The 16,085-nt window shown below is 72.3% G+C and carries 16 protein-coding genes; 8 read left to right on the forward strand and 8 right to left on the reverse strand.

Features of this window, described 5'->3' with window-relative positions:
• Positions 1–294: 294 nt before the first annotated feature.
• Positions 295–1,056, reverse strand: a complete 762-nt coding sequence (locus ACFRCG_RS12290; RefSeq protein WP_380030746.1) for an SDR family oxidoreductase — start codon at positions 1,054–1,056, stop codon at positions 295–297.
• Between the two features lie 82 nt (positions 1,057–1,138).
• On the opposite strand from ACFRCG_RS12290, the gene ACFRCG_RS12295 reads away from it, so the two are divergent.
• Positions 1,139–1,897, forward strand: a complete 759-nt coding sequence (locus ACFRCG_RS12295) for an NAD-dependent deacetylase (protein ID WP_380030747.1) — start codon at positions 1,139–1,141, stop codon at positions 1,895–1,897.
• Between the two features lie 18 nt (positions 1,898–1,915).
• On the opposite strand, the gene ACFRCG_RS12300 is transcribed toward ACFRCG_RS12295, so the two are convergent.
• A complete protein-coding gene (locus ACFRCG_RS12300; RefSeq protein ID WP_380030748.1) occupies positions 1,916–2,719 on the reverse strand; it encodes an SURF1 family protein in 804 nt (267 codons plus the stop codon).
• Between the two features lie 318 nt (positions 2,720–3,037).
• On the opposite strand from ACFRCG_RS12300, the gene ACFRCG_RS12305 reads away from it, so the two are divergent.
• Both ACFRCG_RS12305 and ACFRCG_RS12310 read left to right on the forward strand, forming a co-directional pair.
• A complete protein-coding gene (locus ACFRCG_RS12305; RefSeq protein WP_380030749.1) occupies positions 3,038–3,694 on the forward strand; it encodes a hypothetical protein in 657 nt (218 codons plus the stop codon).
• On the forward strand, positions 3,691–5,325 hold the full coding sequence (locus ACFRCG_RS12310; protein WP_380030750.1) for a protein kinase: 1,635 nt from the start codon (positions 3,691–3,693) through the stop codon (positions 5,323–5,325). The genes ACFRCG_RS12305 and ACFRCG_RS12310 overlap by 4 nt, the downstream gene beginning before the upstream one ends.
• A 48-nt stretch (positions 5,326–5,373) precedes the next feature.
• Here the strand turns inward: ACFRCG_RS12310 and ACFRCG_RS12315 are convergent, their stop codons facing one another.
• Complete coding sequence (locus ACFRCG_RS12315; RefSeq protein WP_380030751.1) at positions 5,374–6,204, reverse strand: zinc-binding dehydrogenase; 831 nt, start codon at positions 6,202–6,204, stop codon at positions 5,374–5,376.
• Positions 6,205–6,402: 198 nt separating this feature from the next.
• Between ACFRCG_RS12315 and ACFRCG_RS12320 the strand changes: the two genes are divergently transcribed.
• From ACFRCG_RS12320 to ACFRCG_RS12335, 4 genes are all read left to right on the forward strand, one after another.
• Complete coding sequence (locus tag ACFRCG_RS12320) at positions 6,403–7,044, forward strand: TetR/AcrR family transcriptional regulator (protein WP_380030752.1); 642 nt, start codon at positions 6,403–6,405, stop codon at positions 7,042–7,044.
• Between the two features lie 200 nt (positions 7,045–7,244).
• Positions 7,245–7,979, forward strand: a complete 735-nt coding sequence (locus ACFRCG_RS12325; protein WP_380030753.1) for a hypothetical protein — start codon at positions 7,245–7,247, stop codon at positions 7,977–7,979.
• 63 nt (positions 7,980–8,042) lie between these two features.
• On the forward strand, positions 8,043–9,320 hold the full coding sequence (locus tag ACFRCG_RS12330; RefSeq protein ID WP_380030754.1) for an MFS transporter: 1,278 nt from the start codon (positions 8,043–8,045) through the stop codon (positions 9,318–9,320).
• Between the two features lie 116 nt (positions 9,321–9,436).
• Positions 9,437–9,874 (forward strand): nuclear transport factor 2 family protein, encoded by a 438-nt coding sequence (locus ACFRCG_RS12335; protein WP_380011155.1) that lies wholly within the window; start codon positions 9,437–9,439, stop codon positions 9,872–9,874.
• Here ACFRCG_RS12335 and ACFRCG_RS12340 read toward each other — a convergent pair.
• The 5 genes from ACFRCG_RS12340 to ACFRCG_RS12360 form a co-directional block, all read right to left on the reverse strand.
• A complete protein-coding gene (locus ACFRCG_RS12340) occupies positions 9,844–10,647 on the reverse strand; it encodes an SAM-dependent methyltransferase (protein WP_380030756.1) in 804 nt (267 codons plus the stop codon). The two genes, ACFRCG_RS12335 and ACFRCG_RS12340, sit on opposite strands and share 31 nt — an antisense overlap.
• A gap of 164 nt (positions 10,648–10,811) precedes the next feature.
• A complete protein-coding gene (locus ACFRCG_RS12345; protein ID WP_380030757.1) occupies positions 10,812–12,098 on the reverse strand; it encodes an amidohydrolase family protein in 1,287 nt (428 codons plus the stop codon).
• Between the two features lie 6 nt (positions 12,099–12,104).
• Positions 12,105–13,433 carry an amidohydrolase family protein gene (locus ACFRCG_RS12350; protein ID WP_380030758.1) on the reverse strand — a complete coding sequence of 443 codons (1,329 nt, stop codon included), beginning with the start codon at positions 13,431–13,433 and terminating at the stop codon, positions 12,105–12,107.
• 6 nt (positions 13,434–13,439) lie between these two features.
• On the reverse strand, positions 13,440–14,330 hold the full coding sequence (locus tag ACFRCG_RS12355; RefSeq protein WP_380030759.1) for an SDR family NAD(P)-dependent oxidoreductase: 891 nt from the start codon (positions 14,328–14,330) through the stop codon (positions 13,440–13,442).
• A gap of 57 nt (positions 14,331–14,387) precedes the next feature.
• Positions 14,388–15,185, reverse strand: coding sequence for an acetoacetate decarboxylase family protein (locus ACFRCG_RS12360; RefSeq protein ID WP_380030760.1), 798 nt, complete (start codon positions 15,183–15,185; stop codon positions 14,388–14,390).
• 227 nt (positions 15,186–15,412) lie between these two features.
• On the opposite strand from ACFRCG_RS12360, the gene ACFRCG_RS12365 reads away from it, so the two are divergent.
• A complete protein-coding gene (locus ACFRCG_RS12365; RefSeq protein ID WP_380030761.1) occupies positions 15,413–16,018 on the forward strand; it encodes a TetR/AcrR family transcriptional regulator in 606 nt (201 codons plus the stop codon).
• The last annotated feature ends 67 nt before the right edge of the window (positions 16,019–16,085 follow it).

Raw genomic sequence — 16,085 nt, forward strand, 5'->3', positions numbered from 1 at the left:
TGTGTGGCTCGGATTCGCGTGTGGTGTCGGTTTGGGGTGGCGGCTTGGGTCTGCGGGCGCGTTGGGTCGGTGTGCTGTTCTCGGCTTGTGTGCCGTGTTCGGTTGCGCGGCCTTCGGGTCGTGTGCCTCGTTCGGTTTGCGCGCCGCCCGGGGCCGGGCCCACGCGCCGGGTCGGCCTGCGGGCTGCGTTCAGGCGGCGTGCCGCGTTGGGCTCGTGTGTCGTGCCCGGTTTGTGTACCGACGGGCCGCGGGTCGGTGTGTACGCCGCGGCGCCGGCTCGCGCCGGGCTCGGGGTCAAAGCGAGCGGGCCAGGCCGCCGTCGATCGGGATCAGCAGGCCGCTCAGGTAGGACGCCGCCGGGGAGAGGGCGAAGGCGGCCACTTGGCCGAACTCCTCCGGGGCACCGTAGCGGCCCAGCGGGATGGCCTCGCTCTGCCGGGCCCGGGTGGCCTCCGCGTCGCCGCTGAGGTCGTCCAATTCGCGGACCCGGTCGGTGTCGATCCGGCCCGGCAGCAGGCCGAACACCCGGATGCCGCGCGGGCCCAGCTCGTCGGCGAGGGACTTGGCCACCCCGGCCAGGCCGGGCCGCAGGCCGTTGGAGATGCCGAGTCCGGGAACCGGCTGACGCGCCGACGAAGAGAGCACGAAGCCGATCGCGCCGCCCGCGTGCAGCGCCGCCGAGGTGGCCCGGGCCAGCCGTACCGCGCCCAGGAAGACCGACTCGAACGACTCCCGCCACTGGTCGTCGTCGACCGCGTCGATCGTGCCCGCCGGCGGCCCGCCCACGCTCACCAGCGCGCCGTCCAGCCGCTCGAAGCGGGCCAGCGCGGCGGCGACGAGGCGCTCGGCCGTGCCGCTGTCGCCGTTGTCGGCGGCGATGCCCAGCGCCCGCTCGGGACCGCCCAGCGCGGCCACGGCCTCCGCCGCGCGCTTTTCGTCCCGCCCGGAGACCACCACCCGGGCGCCGTCGTCCACCAGCGCTCGGGCGGTGGCGAAGCCGAGGCCGCGGGTGCCGCCGGTGACCAGATACACACGATCGCGAAGTCCAAGATCCATGCCACCCATCCTGCCCGCTGCCGGCCCCGGAGCCGGGTAAATGACAGGCAGTCGGCTCGGCCGGGTCGCTACCCTCGGTGCCATGACCGAACAGATCGACCTCGTGCGGAAGTGGATCGCGGCGGCCGAGGACGGCGTCACCGTGCTGACCGGGGCGGGCATCTCGACCGACTCCGGGATCCCCGACTACCGGGGGCCGCAGGGCGTGTGGACCAAGGATCCCGACGCCGAGAAGTTGGTCACCTACAGCTACTACATGGCCGACGAGGACATTCGCCGCCGCTCGTGGCTGCTGCGCCGGGACAACCCCGCCCGACTGGCCGGGCCGAACGCGGGACACGCCGCGCTGGTCGCGCTGGAACGGGCCGGTCAGCTCAACGCGTTGATCACGCAGAACGTGGACGGGCTGCACCGGCGGGCCGGCACCTCCCCGGAGAAGATCATCGAGCTGCACGGCACGATGTTCTACGTCCTGTGTACCGACTGCGACACGCGCACCACGCTGGACGCGGCCCTGGAGCGGGTCGAGATGGGCGAGGAGGACCCGCGCTGCCTGCAGTGCGGCGGGATCCAGAAGACCGCGACGATCATGTTCGGCCAGGGGCTCGACCACGGGGTGCTGGAGCGGGCCGCGATCGCCGCGCAGATCGGTGATCTGTTCCTGGCCGTCGGCACCTCGCTCCAGGTGGAGCCGGCCGCGTCGTTGTGCCGGGTGGCGCGGGATTCGGGGGCCCGCCTGGTGATCGTCAACGCGGGGGAGACGCCCTACGACTCGATCGCCGACGCGGTGATCCGGGAGCCGATCGGCGAGGTGTTGCCGGAGCTGGTCGAGGGGTTGTGAGCGGCGGGGGAGCCGGGGTCAGACCTTCGCGGCTTCCTCGTGCTCGTCCGCCGGGTCGGCCTCGTCGAGCGCGGCCAGTTCGGCCTCCAGTTCCCGGGCCTCGCTCCGGATCAGCTTGACGAACATCGCGAGCAGCGCGAACGCGAAGATCCACCACTGCACCGCGTAGGCCAGGTGCGGGCCCAGGTCCTCGTCGTCCGGCTCCGGGATCAGCGCGGGGGCCTTGGCCGGCATCGGGGTCTGCTCGGTCAGTTCGACGTAGCCGCCGAACAGCGGGTGCGGCACCTTCGGGCCCAGTTCGAAGCCGGAGATCCGCAACACCTGGCCCTCGATAGCCGTCTGGCCGCGGATGCCGGAGTCCTTGCGGGTCTCGTCCGGGCGCAGGCGGCCGGTCACCGTGACCTGGCCGGTCGGCGCCGGCGGTACGTCGGGTCGGTCGGCGGCCTGCGGCGGGTTCTTCACCCAGCCGCGGTCGACCAGGAGGGTGCGGCCGTCGGCGCCGACCAGCGGGGTGAGCACGTAGTAGCCGGGCACGCCGTCCTGGGACCGGTTGCGCACGAGCAGTTCGTGTTCGGTGTCGTACCTGCCGGTCAGCGTGACCCGGCGCCACTGGAGATCGCCCGGCAGCTTGCGGCCGACCGCGAGGATCTCCTCGGCGGGCGCCGGCTTGCGGTCGATGTTGGCACTGATCAGGTCGTTGTGCGCGACCTTGTTCTCGTGCCGGTGGAACTGCCAGAAGCCGAGCTCGACCATGATGGGGATCAGCACGGCGACGAGCAGCGCCATCGCGATCCAGCGCGGGGTCAGCAGGAAGCGGTACACACCGGCACGGTACCCCTCGTCGTGCGCGCCGCGTTTCGCCGGGTGGGGGTGGGGCCGCGGGTTCCGCCTTGTTCGGGGTGCGTCGGCGCGTCGTGTGGCCCCGGCGTGTCGTCCGACCGCGTCGTGCGCGTCGCCCGGCGCGGGGTCGGCGACGAAACGGGCGGGGTGTCCGGGTCGGCCGCCGGCCGGGGGTCCCCGCCGATAGGCTGCCCGCACGCCGTCTCCGGAAGCCTCGCCCGCAGGCCCCGACGGGCCACGGTGCGGACGCGGCATCGCGCCGCCGGCTCGGGAGACATCCAGCCTCGGGAGTCACACAGCATGGAAGGTCCCTCGCGCGATCCCGTGCCCGGGCGACGCGGCACCGCCGGTCACTGGGTCGGACTCATCGGGATCGCCGTCGTCGCGTTCGCCTCGATCGGCATGCTGGGGTGGATCGCCCCGCTGGTGGCGGGAGTTCGCACCCGTCGGCGCTGGGACTGGGTGGTCCTCACGCTCAGTGTGGTGTTCCTGGTCCTGGCCTTCGTCTGTCTGATCGTGGGCAGCGAGACCGAGGACGAGAAGGCCGCGCGCGAGGCGGTGGGCGGACCCGCGCCGCAGACGGTCCTGGACGACGTCGGGGCGATCATGCTGCTCGTGCTGATGGTGGCCATGCCGGTCTGGTGGTGTGTGCGGTCGGCCCGGTGGGCGCGGGCGATGCGGGGGCAACTGCCGCCGCGGCAGGCCGGGTACGCGCCCTGGGCGGGGGCGCACGCGGGGGTGGGCCTGCCGCCGGTGTCGCAGCCGTTGCCGCGGCCGGTGGTACCGGGCTACCCCCACCCCGGGCCGATGGCACGCCCGCACATCGCGCCGGTCGCGCCCCCGCCGGTCGCGCCGCCCGCCGTCGACGATCCCGCCGCCCGGGCCCGGGCCCGGCTCCAGGGGCTCAGCGAACGGCTGCGCGAACAGGACGGCGGCAACTCCGGCGGGCCCCGATGAGTGCGCCGGGCCGGGTGATCGCGGATCGCTACGAACTGTCCGCGGCGATCGGCCGAGGCGGCATGGGCCAGGTCTGGAAGGCGTACGACCGCACCCTCCAGCGCCGGGTCGCGGTCAAACTCCTGCGCACGGACCTCGTGGACACCGGCGGCGAGCGCGGCGCGATGGAACGCCGCTTCCTGCGCGAGTGCCGGGTCACCGCCGGCATCGACCACCCCGGTCTGGTCACCGTGTTCGACGGCGGCGCGGACGCGGGCGAGTTGTACCTGGTGATGCAACTGCTCGACGGTTGCGACCTGGCCGACCTGATCGCCGAGCACCGGCCGCTGCCGTGGGAGTGGGCGGTCGCGGTGGCCGCGCAGATCTGCTCGGTGCTGGCCGCGGTGCACGCGGTGCCCGTGGTGCACCGCGACCTGAAGCCGCGCAACGTGATGGTTCGGCGCGACGGCACGGTCAAGGTGCTCGACCTGGGCGTGGCCGCGGTGCTCGACCCGGAGTCGACCAAGCTCACCACGACCGGCGCGATGCCGGGTTCGCCCGCGTACATGGCGCCCGAACAGATGAACGGCATCGTCGAGCCGCGCACCGACCTGTACGCGCTGGGCTGCCTGCTGTACGAAATGCTGGTCGGCCGCGCGCCGTTCGCCGGGCCGACGATGGCGTCGGTGATGCTGGGGCACTTGAACACCGCACCCGAACCGCCGAGCGCACGGCGGCCGGGGCTGCCGGCCGGCCTGGATCGGCTGGTCCTGGACCTCCTCGGCAAGCAGCCCGATCAGCGGCCGGCGAACGCGCAGGAGGTGTATCGGCGGCTGGCCCCGCTGCTGCCCGCGCCCACGGGCGACGCGAGCGCGGCACTGGCCCCGACCGCGCCGATGGACCCGACCCGGCCGCTGCGCTTCCCGGCGGCGCCGCAACCGCTGCCGGGGGTGCCCGCGCCGGTGCACGCGCCGATCCCGGCCGCGCCGGCCGCGTCGTGGGGGATGAGCGCCGGGCCGGCCGCGTACGCGCCCAGGACGGATCCGGACTGGGCCGCGGTGCCCTCGGCGGCGCCGCCCACGCCGGATGTGGGCAGTGCGCTCGACGAGGCCAACCGGCTGCTCGGCGAGGGTGCGCTGACCCAGGCGGTGGACGTGCTCGGCGCCGCGCTGCCGGTGGCCGTCGCCCGGCACGGTGAACACGATCCGCTCGTGCTGGGCCTGCGCCAAGCGCTCGCCGACACGCTGCTCGCGGACCGGCAGTTCCGCCGCGCGCTGCCGGAACTGCGGTACATCGCGAGCGTGTTCGCGGCCACGGGCGGGCCGGCCGACGCGGAGGCGATGGAGTACGGCAGGCAGGTCGCCGCGTGCCTGGAGGAGTTGGGCGAACTGCCCGCCGCGCTCGGCGAGTACCGGCGCCTGCTCGACCTGCACCGCCGGGTCCAAGACGCCGACGTGTACCAGGGCTTCGACCTGCGCGAGCGCATCGGGCTGCTGCTCGCCGCGCTGGGCGACCCGTATCAGTCGGAGAGTGTGCTGGTTCCGCTGCTCGCCGAACAGGAGCACCGGTTGGGCCCGCAACACCCGCGTGTGGCCACGTTGCGGCAACACCTGGCCCGGATCCACGGCGCCTCGGGGTATCGCCGCCGCTGAGTCGCCGATGGGCCGCCCGCTGAGCCGGCGCTGAGCCGGCGCGGCGGGTCAGGCGGCCACCGGTTTCACGTCCAGGACCACCTTGCCCGCGACGCGCCGGTCGAGCAGGGCCCGGGCGGCTTCGGCGACCCGCTCCCAGGAATCGCGCCGGTCCACCTCCGGGGCGAGCCGGCCCGCCGCCACGAAGTCCAGGAGGGTCGCCAGGTCCGGGCCGACGTCGTGGACGTCGCCGAATGTGCTCATGGTCTTGGCCGGCCCGATGGAGAACAGCGAGTACGGCGCGAAGACCGCCGGTTCGTCGGAGGCCCAGCCGATGTTTTGCACACTCCCGCCCGGCGCGAGCAGGTCCCAGGCCGCGACCAGTCGCGGGCCGCCGACGGTGTCGAGGACGAGGTCCACCGGCCGGTCGATGCCGGCGAGGCCGACCACGACCTGGTGCGCGCCCAGTTCGGCCAGGCCGGCGGCTCGGGTCGGCGATCCGACCGAGGCGATCACGTGGGCGCCGCCCAGGGCCGCGAGCTGGACCGCGTAGCGCCCGACGCCGCCGGCCGCGCCGGTGACCAGTACCCGTCGGCCCAGGACGGAGCGGGTGCGCAGCGTGCGCAGCGCGGTGATGCCGGCCATCGGCAGCGCGGCGGCGTCCGCGAGGTCGACCCCGGCGGGCACCTCGGCCACGGCGGTGGTGTCCACGGCCATGCGCTCGGCCCAGGCGCCGGCGCCGAACGCGGCGACCTCGGCGCCCACGGCCGGCCCGGTGCCGTCCGCGGCGGCCCGTACGACGACACCGGCGGCGTCGTAGCCGTGCACGGTCCCGGCCGGAAGGCGTCCGGCGAACGCCACCTCGCCGCGGTTGAGCGAGATGTGCCGGACGGAGATCACCAGTTGACCCGGTGCGGGGTGGGGCTCCGGGGCGGTCCCGAGACGGAGTGATACCGAAGCGTCGGGATCGACGACGAGCGCGCGCATGACCATGGGTCCCCCTGAAGGCGTGGTGCGACCGCGGATTGAACGGACCGTCGGTCCGGTTATCTGCACGGTAGTATGCGGACCGACGGTCCGTCCAGCGGGGAGAAGCCGATGACCGAACAGCGGGCGCGGGTCGAGCGCGCCGACGCGGCCCGCAATCGCCGTGCGGTGCTGCGCGCGACCGAGCGGCTCCTGGCCGAGGGTGGCGGGGACCACGTGTCGCTCGACCGGGTCGCGGCGCTCGCCGGAGTCGGGAAGGGCACCGTGTTCCGGCGCTTCGGCAACCGTGCCGGGCTGCTGCAAGCGCTGTTGGAGGAGCGGTCCCGGGAGTTGCGCGACGCGGTCGGCAACGGCCCGCCGCCGCTGGGACCGGGCGCGCCCGCGCCGGAGCGCATGCTCGCCTTCCTCGACGGACTCGGCGCGATCGCCGAGGGCAACGCCACCCTGCTGTCGGCACACGGACAGGCCTGCGCCGAGGACCGGTACGGCGATCCCAGCTACCGGTTCTGGCACCACCACCTCGCCGCCCTGTTCACCGACGGCCGCCCCGACCTCGACGCCGACTTCCTGGCCCACGCCGTACTCGCGCTCTTCGACGGCGACCTGATCCGCCACACCACCCCACCCGACGACCCCCGCCACTTCACCCGCTCCGTCCAGGCGCTCGCCATGGCACTGCTGCGCCGGAGCCGAGCGGCACCACACCACCGATCGCAGTCGACGCCCCACGGCGGTGGGGCGGTTCAGGGGTAGGTCCGGCCCGCCGGCGCGACGCATCGCGCCCGGTCGGACGGCGTCGCCTACATCACGTCGCGGGCTCGCCGCGCGGCCGAGGTCGTCGCACGTGGGGGTGGGGGGCATATTTTCTGCCACTTGTCCGACATCGTGGTCTTCCGTAGCGGGCCGTCATGGGCGACCGTGGAGACATCGACGCGCGGAGGGGTGACGTGGCGATGGAGCTTCACGATGTGTCCCTGCCCTGGTTTGTGGTCGGTGTGGCCGGCGCGGTGTCGTCTCTGGCGCTGCCCTGGTTCCAGACCCGGACCTATCGTCGGGCGCGCGCGCTCGACTTCGACGAGTCGCGCTACGGCAGCACGCCCGACACGGTCTTCCGGGTCCCGATCACGCCGCTGAAGGTCTACGCGGAACCGGTCGCGGCGCGGGCGGTGGGCCTGCCGCTGGGGGTGGCCGGTGCGGTGTTGTTCCTGGTCTTCGGCCTGTGGCCGTCGATGCTCACCTGGTCGGTGTGCGGTGGTGTGACGATTCTGCTCACCCCGGTACGCCGCGCGCTGGGCCTGCGGGTGACCCATCGCATCGCGCGGGATGTGCGGTTTCGCAACGGGCCGCTGCGCGATCGGGACGGCACGGTGATCGCCGAGCAGAGCTGGCCGCAGGTGGTGCGCACCTGGTATCTGCACGAGTACCGCGACCGACCGCCCGGCGAGGACGATCTCTCCGTGGCGGTGCTCGGCAAGTTCTGGTGGTTGGCCGGACACCTGCTGTGCTGGCCGATCACCCTGCCGGGCACCCAGATCGTGCAGACCGCGATGTGCCAGAACCCGGCCTGGTCCCTCGGCCACGTGGGCGACGACGCGGGCGCCCCCTGGCTCGCCGATCTCGGCGAGGCGCGAACTCCTGTACAACGCGACGCGTCCGGAAAGGCTCGCCAGACCGCGCCGGACGGGTGACCGCCGCGTGGGTGACCACGTCCCCACCCGGTCGTTGGGCGGGGTGTGACTCGAAATGTCTCCATGGTCCGGATCGCGGCGGCGTCCTTCGCCGGTACCGCGATCGAGTTCTACGACTTCTTCGTCTACGGCACCGCCGCCGCCCTGGTGCTCGGGCCGCTGTTCTTTCCCGGCTTCTCGCCGATCGCCGGCACCCTCGCGGCGTTCGCGACCTACGCGGTCGGGTTCGTCGCGCGCCCGCTGGGTGCGGTGGTGTTCGGGCGCCTGGGCGATCGGCGCGGGCGGCGGCCGGTCCTGGTGGTGTCGCTCGTCCTGACCGGTGTGGCCACCGTGCTGGTCGGGCTGCTGCCGACCTACGACCGGATCGGCGTGGCCGCACCGATCCTGCTGGTGGTGTTGCGGTTCTGCCAGGGCTTCGGCGTGGGCGGCGAGTGGGGCGGCGCGGTGTTGCTGGCCGCCGAGCACGCACCGCCGGGGCGGCGGGCGTTGTGGGCCGGGATTCCCCAGGCCGGCCCCTCGATCGGGTTCCTGCTCGCCAACGGGCTGATGCTGGTCCTGTCCGGGTCGCTGACCGACGCGCAGTTCCACGCGTGGGGCTGGCGGGTGCCGTTCCTGTTCGCCGGAGTGCTCGCGGCGGGCGGGCTGCTGCTGCGCGCCTCGGTCGAGGAGACGCCGGCGTTTCGGGCGCTGCTGGCCGGCAACGAGACCTCCCCGAGCCCGGTCGCCGAGGTCCTGCGCGGGCACTGGCGCCTGGTCCTGCTCGCCGCGGGGGCGCTGGCCTGCGGCTACGTGGGCTTCTACCTGACCACCACGTGGTCCCTGCAGTACGCCGACGACCGGCCGACGGTCGGCCGCACCACGATGCTGGCCTGCATCATGATCGCGGTGACCGGAATGGCCCTGGTCACCCCACTGTTCGCCGTGGTGGGCGATCGGTACGGGCGCAAGCCGATGTGCCTGGTGGGCTGCGCGGGAATGGGTCTGTGGGCGTTCCCGATGCTCGGCCTGCTGGCCACCGGCGAGCCGATGTGGATGACCCTGGGATGCCTGGGCACGCTGGTCGCGTTCATGGCGATGTTCTCGGTGGTCGGGGCGTACCTGTCCGAGCTGTTCGAGCCGCGGGTGCGGTGTACCGGCGCGTCCACCGCGTACAACCTGGGCGGGGTGCTCGGCGGCGCGCTGACCCCGATGGTGGCCACCGAGCTGGCCCGCGGCGACGGCACACCGTGGGGCGTCGCGACCTATCTGGCGGGCGCGGCGACGGTGAGCGCGACCTGCCTGCTCCTGCTGCCCGAGACGAACACGGTGCCCGTCGCGGACGGTGAACCGGCCGCAGCGTGAACGCGCCGCGGAGTGAACCCGCCGGGACGTGAACCGGCCGCGGCGTGAACCGCCGCGGCCTGATCCCACGTGGAGGCGATCTTCCATCGCGGGCCGATCTGCGCCAGGGTGCGGCCATGACCACGCATTCGACCGAACCGGCCGAGGCACGCCGCGCGCACCACACCCGCGTCGCCGAACGGCTGCTCGCCGCCGTCGGCGCCGGCGACCGCGCCGCCCAGGTGGCCTGCTACCACCCCGACGTCGTGCTCGAATTCCCCTACGCCGCGCCGCCGGTGCGGATCGAGGGCCGGGCCGCGGTGGAGACCTACCTCGCCATCGCGCTCGGCGTCTTCGAGCTGAGCCTGACGGTGACCCGGGTCCACGACTGCGTGGACCCGGACACCGTGATCGTCGAGTTCACGGGGACGGGTCGGGCCCGGACCACGGACCGGCCCTACGCCAACACCTACATCGCGGTGCTGACTTTTCGGGACGGTCTGGTGGTCGGGCAGCGCGAGTTCTACAACCCGGTGCCGGCCGCTCAGGCCTTGACCGCGACGCCCGCCAGCTGAGGCAGCTTCACCGGCGGGTCGCCGAGGGGGCCCTCGGGGCCCCACACGTCGACCGGGACCAGGCGGGCGGGCAGCAGTTCCAGTCCGCCGAAGATGGCCAGGATCCCGTCGTGCGAACGGGCGTGCATCTGCTGCACGTTGGACGAGTACTCACTGAGCGCGCGGTCCATCCCGGCCGGGCGCTCCTCGCTGCGGTGCGCGTGGGACAGGGCCAGGTGGCTGCCGGGGACGGTGGCGTCCATGTACTGGCGCACCACGCCGACGGGGTCCGCCTCGTCCGGCAGGAAGTGCAGCACCGACACGATCAGCACGCCGACCGGCTGGGAGAAGTCGATCAGCTTGCGCACCTCGGGCGAGTCGATCACCTTGGCCGGATCGGTCAGGTCGGCGCCCACCACGGTCGCGTTCGGGTTGTCCGCGAGCAGCAGTTGGCTGTGCGCGACCGCGACCGGGTCGTTGTCCACGTACACCACACGCGCGTCCGGGTCGGCCTTGTGCGCGATCTCGTGCACGTTGCCCACGGTCGGGATGCCCGAGCCCAGATCGAGGAACTGCCGGATGCCCAGGTCCAACAGGTGGTGGACGGCGCGGGTGAGGAAGACCCGGTTCCCGCGCAGCACGTCGCGCAACTCGGGCATCGCCTGGGTGACCAGCTCCGCGGCCTCGCGGTCGACCGCGAAGTTGTGCGCGCCGCCGAGCGCGTAGTCGTAGACGCGGGCGACGCTGGCGCGCGTGATGTCGATGTGCTCTGGAGCCCAGTCCGGTCGAGTCATGGCTCGGACTCTAAGCCGTGCCGACACGATTCACCGGAAAAATCGCCCGCCCGCCGGCACGAAGCCCTGTGCAAGGCATCACACCCCCGGTGGCGGGAGCGGAACGAGGGTTCCACTCCCGCCACCGACAGGCTCGGGCAGGGCCGACCCGGCTCGACCGGCCCTTACGGCTTGACGCCCGTCACCCCGACGAACGCCGGGCACTTGTCCGCGCCGACCGGGATGTCCTCCGGCGCGAGCGGTGCCCAGACCTGTTCGACCCTCGGCCCCACCCGGGCCGCGATCGGGGCCAGCGCGTCGAGGTCGAAGCCGTACAGCTTCGCCGCGTTGCCGCCGACCATGGCCGCGACCTCGACCGGGTCGATGCCGTTGTAGGTGAGCTGGAGCGCCTCGCGACTGAACGGGTGGCTGGCCTCCTTGTGCGGATAGTCGCTGCCCCACATGACCCGGTCCACGCCCACCTGGTAGCGCAGCTTGGCCTCGGCGGGGCGCTGGAAGCTGGCCCCGACGTGGCACTGCCGGGCCCAGTACTCGCTGGGCTTGAGCGCCATCCGGCCGACCAGTTCGCTACCCCACTCGTACTCCTGGGAGCCGACCGCGGTGCTCATCCGATGCCAGTAGTAGTCCAGCCGCCGGGTCTCCTCCGGGATCCAGGCGGTGCCCTGCTCGGTGAACACGAACTGGAGATCGGGGTGGCGGTCCATCGCGCCGGAGACCACCAGGTGGGTGAACGCGCGGTGCGCCCACCAGGACACCTCGGTCAGGAACACCACCTTGTCCACGTCGGTCTCCCCGGCCGGCGGCGCTGCCGAGCCGGTGTGGTGGTTGAGCGGCATGCCCAACTCCTCGCACACCCGCCACAGCGGCTCGTAGTGCGCGTAGTCGAACATCGGCACCAGGCCGGAGCCGGGCGGGGTACCGGGCAGCAGCACACCGCCGGTGAGCCCCGCCTCCTTGGCCCAGCGGATCTCCTCCACCGCCGCCGGAATGTCGTGCAACATGATCTGGACGATGCCCGCGCGGCGTCCGGGAGCCGCCGCGCAGAAGTCGACCATCCAGCGGTTGTGCGCCTTCAGCCCCTCCCAACGCAGCGCCAGGTCACCGGCGTTCGCGGCGGGCGGCTGGTCGGTGAGCGACGGCTTGGGGAAGAACGGCGGCACGGTGTTCGGGAAGATCACCTCCGCGACCACCCCGTCCGCCTCCAGGTCGCGCAGCCGTCGATCGGAGTCCCAGTTGCGCGGACCCAGATCGCCCTTCAGGTCCGGGTACGGGATCTCGTAGCCGGCCACCCACGCGTCGAACTCGGCGTGCAGGCGTGCGGGCAGGTAGTCGCGATAGCCGTGGATCTCGCCGCCGCCGTGGCAGTCGGCCGAGATCACCGTGTATCGCTCGGGCAGGTCGGTGAACGGGGGGCCGCCCGGGACGGCGGGCGGGGTGGTGCGCTCGGTCATCGGGGATCAGACCTCCTGGGCCGGCGCGTTCGGGTTGATCGCGGCGCCCGTGTCGTGTCCGGTGAGCCAGTGCCGGCCGATCTCGGCGGCGGCGGCCCACTTGGTCGTCAGGTCCTTCGCCGAACCGTCCGCGTTCACCTGGCCGAGTGTCGAGGGGGTGACCCCGACCCGCTCGGCGTGCGGCTTCAGCGCGGCCAGGTCGAAGCCGTACACATCCGCGACCGCCTCGCCGAGCATCACGCGCGTCTCGGCGATCGGCACGTCGGAGAACGTCTTGCGCAGGATGTTCAGCGTCTCCGGCCAGGTGCCTTCCGGATGCGGGAAATCGTTACCCCAGCAGATGTTGCCGATGCCGATCTCGTAGCGCATACCGATCTCGCGGCGCTTGGTGTTCGAGGCGCCGATGAAGCAGTTGCGGTCGAAGTACTCGCTCGGGAGCAGCTTGATCTCCTCGAACCCGGCCAACTTGGCCGCCCCGCGCGAGCCGAGCAGCAGCCGGTCGGTGAACCACAGCAGGTTGCCCACCCACCAGCAGCCCGCCTCGGTCACCCCGAACCGCAACCCGGGGAACCGCTCGAACACGCCGGACCACAGCAGGAACCACAGCGGCCGGGACGGCCACCAGGTGACCTCGGTGACGTAGATGCCCAGGTGGTTCCCGTACGCCTCGCGGTCGGCCGGACCCGAGTGGGTGACCACCGGCAGCTCCAGCTCCTCGCACAGCGCCCACACCGGGTCGTACCTGCGGTCGTGGTACGGCGTCTGGTTCATCCACATCGCCGGGATCATCACCGCGCCCAGGCCGTCGGCCTTGATCCGGCGGATCTCCTTGAGCACGTCGTCCAACGCCGCGGTGATCGGGATCAGCGCGACCCCGCGCCGCCGCTCCGGGCTGGTCTTGCACAACTCGGCCAGCCAGCGGTTGTGCGCCTGCGCACCGGCCAGACCCAGTTCGGGATCCAGGTCACCGGACAGGCCCAGGCCCGCGCCGAACGGCACACACGTACGCGACTCGACCGCGTCGGCGTCCGGGAAGATCACCTCGCCGACCACGCCGTCCTTGTCCAACTCCAGGTCGCGCCGGTCCACTTCCCAACCGCTGCGCAGCACCTCCTCGTTGGTCTCGAACCAGTTCGCCGCGAAGTCCTCGTTGCGCACGCCCAGATCGGTGATCGCCTTGAGCTGCGCCTCGCGCTCGGACATGAACCGGTCGAACGCGGCGTGGTGCTTCGTGGCGAGGTAGTCGCGATACAGCTCGGTGGGCAGGCCGGCGTGGGTGTCCGAGGAGATGATCGTGTAGGGGGTGGTGAGTTCGGTCGTCGCTTGCTCAGTCATCGTCGCTCACTTGTCCAGGACGAAGGTCTCGAGGTACGAGGGGTTGCTGCGGTCGAGCATGCTGCGCGACCGTGCGGTGATCTGGGCGTCGCTGTGCTCGCTCGCGGGCAGGATCCAGAACCGGTTCTCCCGGATGCCGTCGAGCACGTCGGCGGCGACCGACTCGACCGGGGTGAACTCGATCTCCCGACCCGCGTCGCGCATCGCCTTCTCCCACGCGTCGAGCGTGTTGTAGGGCGTCTTGCGCGGCACCGACTTGGCGAAACGCTCCGGCCGGTTGCGGTACGACTCCCACAGGCCGGTACGCAACATCTTCGGTCCCGGGAACAGCACGGACGCACCCAACTTGGCCTGCACCTGGCCCAGTTGCGCGTACAGCGCCTCGGTCATGGTGACCACGGCGGCCTTGGTGGTGGCGTACACCGACGCATTCGGCAGCGGGGCGATGCCGCCGTCGCCGGAGGAGGTGTTGACGATGTGCCCGGGGGTGTCCTGCGCGAGCATCCTCGGGACGAACGCCTGGATGCCGTTGAAGACGCCGAACACGTTGACGGCGAAGCACCAGTCCCAGTCCTTGGGGTCGTGCTCCCACATCCTGCCCTCGGAGCCGGAGCCGATCCCCGCGTTGTTGCACAACACGTCCACCGCGCCGAAGTGTTCGAACGCGGCGTCGGCCAGGGCGAATACGGATTCGCGCACCGACACGTCCACCACGTGTCCGAACGCCCGTCCGCCCGCGTCGGTGATCCGGGCCACGGCCTTGTCCAGCGCGCCCTGTTCGATGTCGCCGAGCACGACCTTCATACCCTCGGCGGCGAACCGTTCGGCCATCGCGAGCCCGATGCCGCTCGCGGCGCCGGTGACGACGGCGACTCTGCCGTCGAATTCCTGCAGCATGTGTCCCGTTCCCTTGTCGTGTGTTGTCGTCGCTGCCGTTGCCGTGCCTGTGGGGTGCTACTTCGTGGCGGGCGGCGGGTCGTCGGTGATCTGCCGCACGTCGTCGTAGCGCTGGTGGATGTACGGCAGCACCAGGTCGGCCTTGACCCGCTCGGCCACGAAGCCCTGCTGGTCGGAGGTGCGCTCGCTGAGGGTGATCGAGATCAGCTTGCGGACCGGGAGGTCGGCGACGGGGTCGAAGTCCGAGTCGCGCAGGATCACCTCGCCGGTCACGGTGTGTGCGCTGCGGGTGCGCTCGTTGCGGGTGACGTGGACCAGGAGCGGGTCGGCGTCGAAGCCGTCGCCGTCCACGGCCGGCAGGAACTTGTAGTAGAAGCTCAGCGTCTGCCGGGGCTCGGGCAGGGGCAGCTCCTCGCCGACCGTGCCGCGGACCTCGATGTAGGTGACGCCCATCCGGTTCACGGTGGCCACGACGAGGTCGCCGTCGCGCTCGACCTCGACGTCGGCCAGCTTCTTCGGCTCGCCGAACACCTCCCGGCCGCCGATCACGGCGCGCTCGGTGGTCATCGGCATCGTCAGCGTGTAGTCGCCCTCGATGTCGCCGTGCCTGCAGCGCACCGCGATCGCGCCCGCGCCGAGGGGGTAGCCGTTGATGTCGCAGCCGGAGATGTTCGCCCGGACCAGCGGCCGGTCGGCGGGCACCAGCGGCGGCGGCAGTACGGCCGCGATCACCTCGGGGTCGGTCTCCCAGATCGCCATCACGCCCGTGGACCAGATCTCCGGAAGGCTGGACCGTTCCCGGGAGGACTTCTTCAGCGCCTCCGCCGGCCGGGCGCCGTATCGAATGCGTGCCACGTACCTCACCTCTTCCGCTCGTGCCGTGCTCGTGCCGTGCCTGCGCGTGTGCTCGGTGCTCGTGCGAGGGCTGCGCGCGGATCGTCGACCCCCGTTGTCGCGATCTCGTGCGCAGTGGTGCCGGTTGCTCTGTAACACTGTTACACCGGTGGGTCGGCGAGGTAAAGACCCGCGGCCCGGTTGACCGTGTATCGGGCCACCGGCCCGGGGCGCGAGAATGGGACGTGATGGACAGGATCACGCGAGACACCGTGCTCGACACCGCCATGCGTCTCGTCATGGAGTCCGGTATCGAGAACCTCAGCATGCGCAAACTGGCCGCCGAGTTGGGTGTGGCGGTCACCTCGATCTATTGGCACGTGGGCAACCGCGACGTGCTGGTCGACCAACTGGTGGATCGGGTGATCGCGGAGATGGGCGCGATCTCGGTGGAGGGGAGCACGCCGGTCGAGCGGGTGGTGTCGATCGCGCGATCGACCCGTCGGATGATCCTGGAGCGCCCGCACCTGGTCGGCCTGGTCCGCGAGCGCGGCCTGGAGTCACTGATGATGCTGCCCGCCCGCAAGGCGCTGGTGCACGAGATGACGGCGGCCGGCCTGCGGGGCGCGCGGGCGGGCGAGGCGGTCCAGGCGGTGCAGTATCAGGTCGCCGGCTTCGTGATGCTGGAGCGGGCCCTGGAGAACAGCGCGGCCGAACCACCGGCGGTGGACGAGTGGCGAGCCGAGCTGGCCCACGACGACCCGGAACTGGCGGACAGCCTGAGCAACGTCACCGACGGCGACCGGCTGTTCGTACTGTCGGTCCGAGCGCTGGTGGAGTCGCTGCTGGGGTGAACGGCACACGCGGCGGAGCCGGGGACGGGCCGCACCCGGGGCCGGCGCCGATCACCCGGGCGCGCCC

The sequence above is a fragment of the Embleya sp. NPDC056575 genome, assembly GCF_042793325.1.
Classification (GTDB): domain Bacteria; phylum Actinomycetota; class Actinomycetes; order Streptomycetales; family Streptomycetaceae; genus Embleya.

What these genes read in the sequence shown, in the direction of transcription:
- ACFRCG_RS12290 (WP_380030746.1), bottom strand. Translation starts at nt 1,056, where the DNA reads ATGGATCTTGGACTTCGCGATCGTGTGTATCTGGTCACCGGCGGCACC.
- ACFRCG_RS12295 (WP_380030747.1), top strand. Translation starts at nt 1,139, where the DNA reads ATGACCGAACAGATCGACCTCGTGCGGAAGTGGATCGCGGCGGCCGAG.
- ACFRCG_RS12305 (WP_380030749.1), top strand. Translation starts at nt 3,038, where the DNA reads ATGGAAGGTCCCTCGCGCGATCCCGTGCCCGGGCGACGCGGCACCGCC.
- ACFRCG_RS12310 (WP_380030750.1), top strand. Translation starts at nt 3,691, where the DNA reads ATGAGTGCGCCGGGCCGGGTGATCGCGGATCGCTACGAACTGTCCGCG.
- ACFRCG_RS12320 (WP_380030752.1), top strand. Translation starts at nt 6,403, where the DNA reads ATGACCGAACAGCGGGCGCGGGTCGAGCGCGCCGACGCGGCCCGCAAT.
- ACFRCG_RS12325 (WP_380030753.1), top strand. Translation starts at nt 7,245, where the DNA reads ATGGAGCTTCACGATGTGTCCCTGCCCTGGTTTGTGGTCGGTGTGGCC.
- ACFRCG_RS12330 (WP_380030754.1), top strand. Translation starts at nt 8,043, where the DNA reads ATGGTCCGGATCGCGGCGGCGTCCTTCGCCGGTACCGCGATCGAGTTC.
- ACFRCG_RS12335 (WP_380011155.1), top strand. Translation starts at nt 9,437, where the DNA reads ATGACCACGCATTCGACCGAACCGGCCGAGGCACGCCGCGCGCACCAC.
- ACFRCG_RS12340 (WP_380030756.1), bottom strand. Translation starts at nt 10,647, where the DNA reads ATGACTCGACCGGACTGGGCTCCAGAGCACATCGACATCACGCGCGCC.
- ACFRCG_RS12345 (WP_380030757.1), bottom strand. Translation starts at nt 12,098, where the DNA reads ATGACCGAGCGCACCACCCCGCCCGCCGTCCCGGGCGGCCCCCCGTTC.
- ACFRCG_RS12350 (WP_380030758.1), bottom strand. Translation starts at nt 13,433, where the DNA reads ATGACTGAGCAAGCGACGACCGAACTCACCACCCCCTACACGATCATC.
- ACFRCG_RS12355 (WP_380030759.1), bottom strand. Translation starts at nt 14,330, where the DNA reads ATGCTGCAGGAATTCGACGGCAGAGTCGCCGTCGTCACCGGCGCCGCG.
- ACFRCG_RS12365 (WP_380030761.1), top strand. Translation starts at nt 15,413, where the DNA reads ATGGACAGGATCACGCGAGACACCGTGCTCGACACCGCCATGCGTCTC.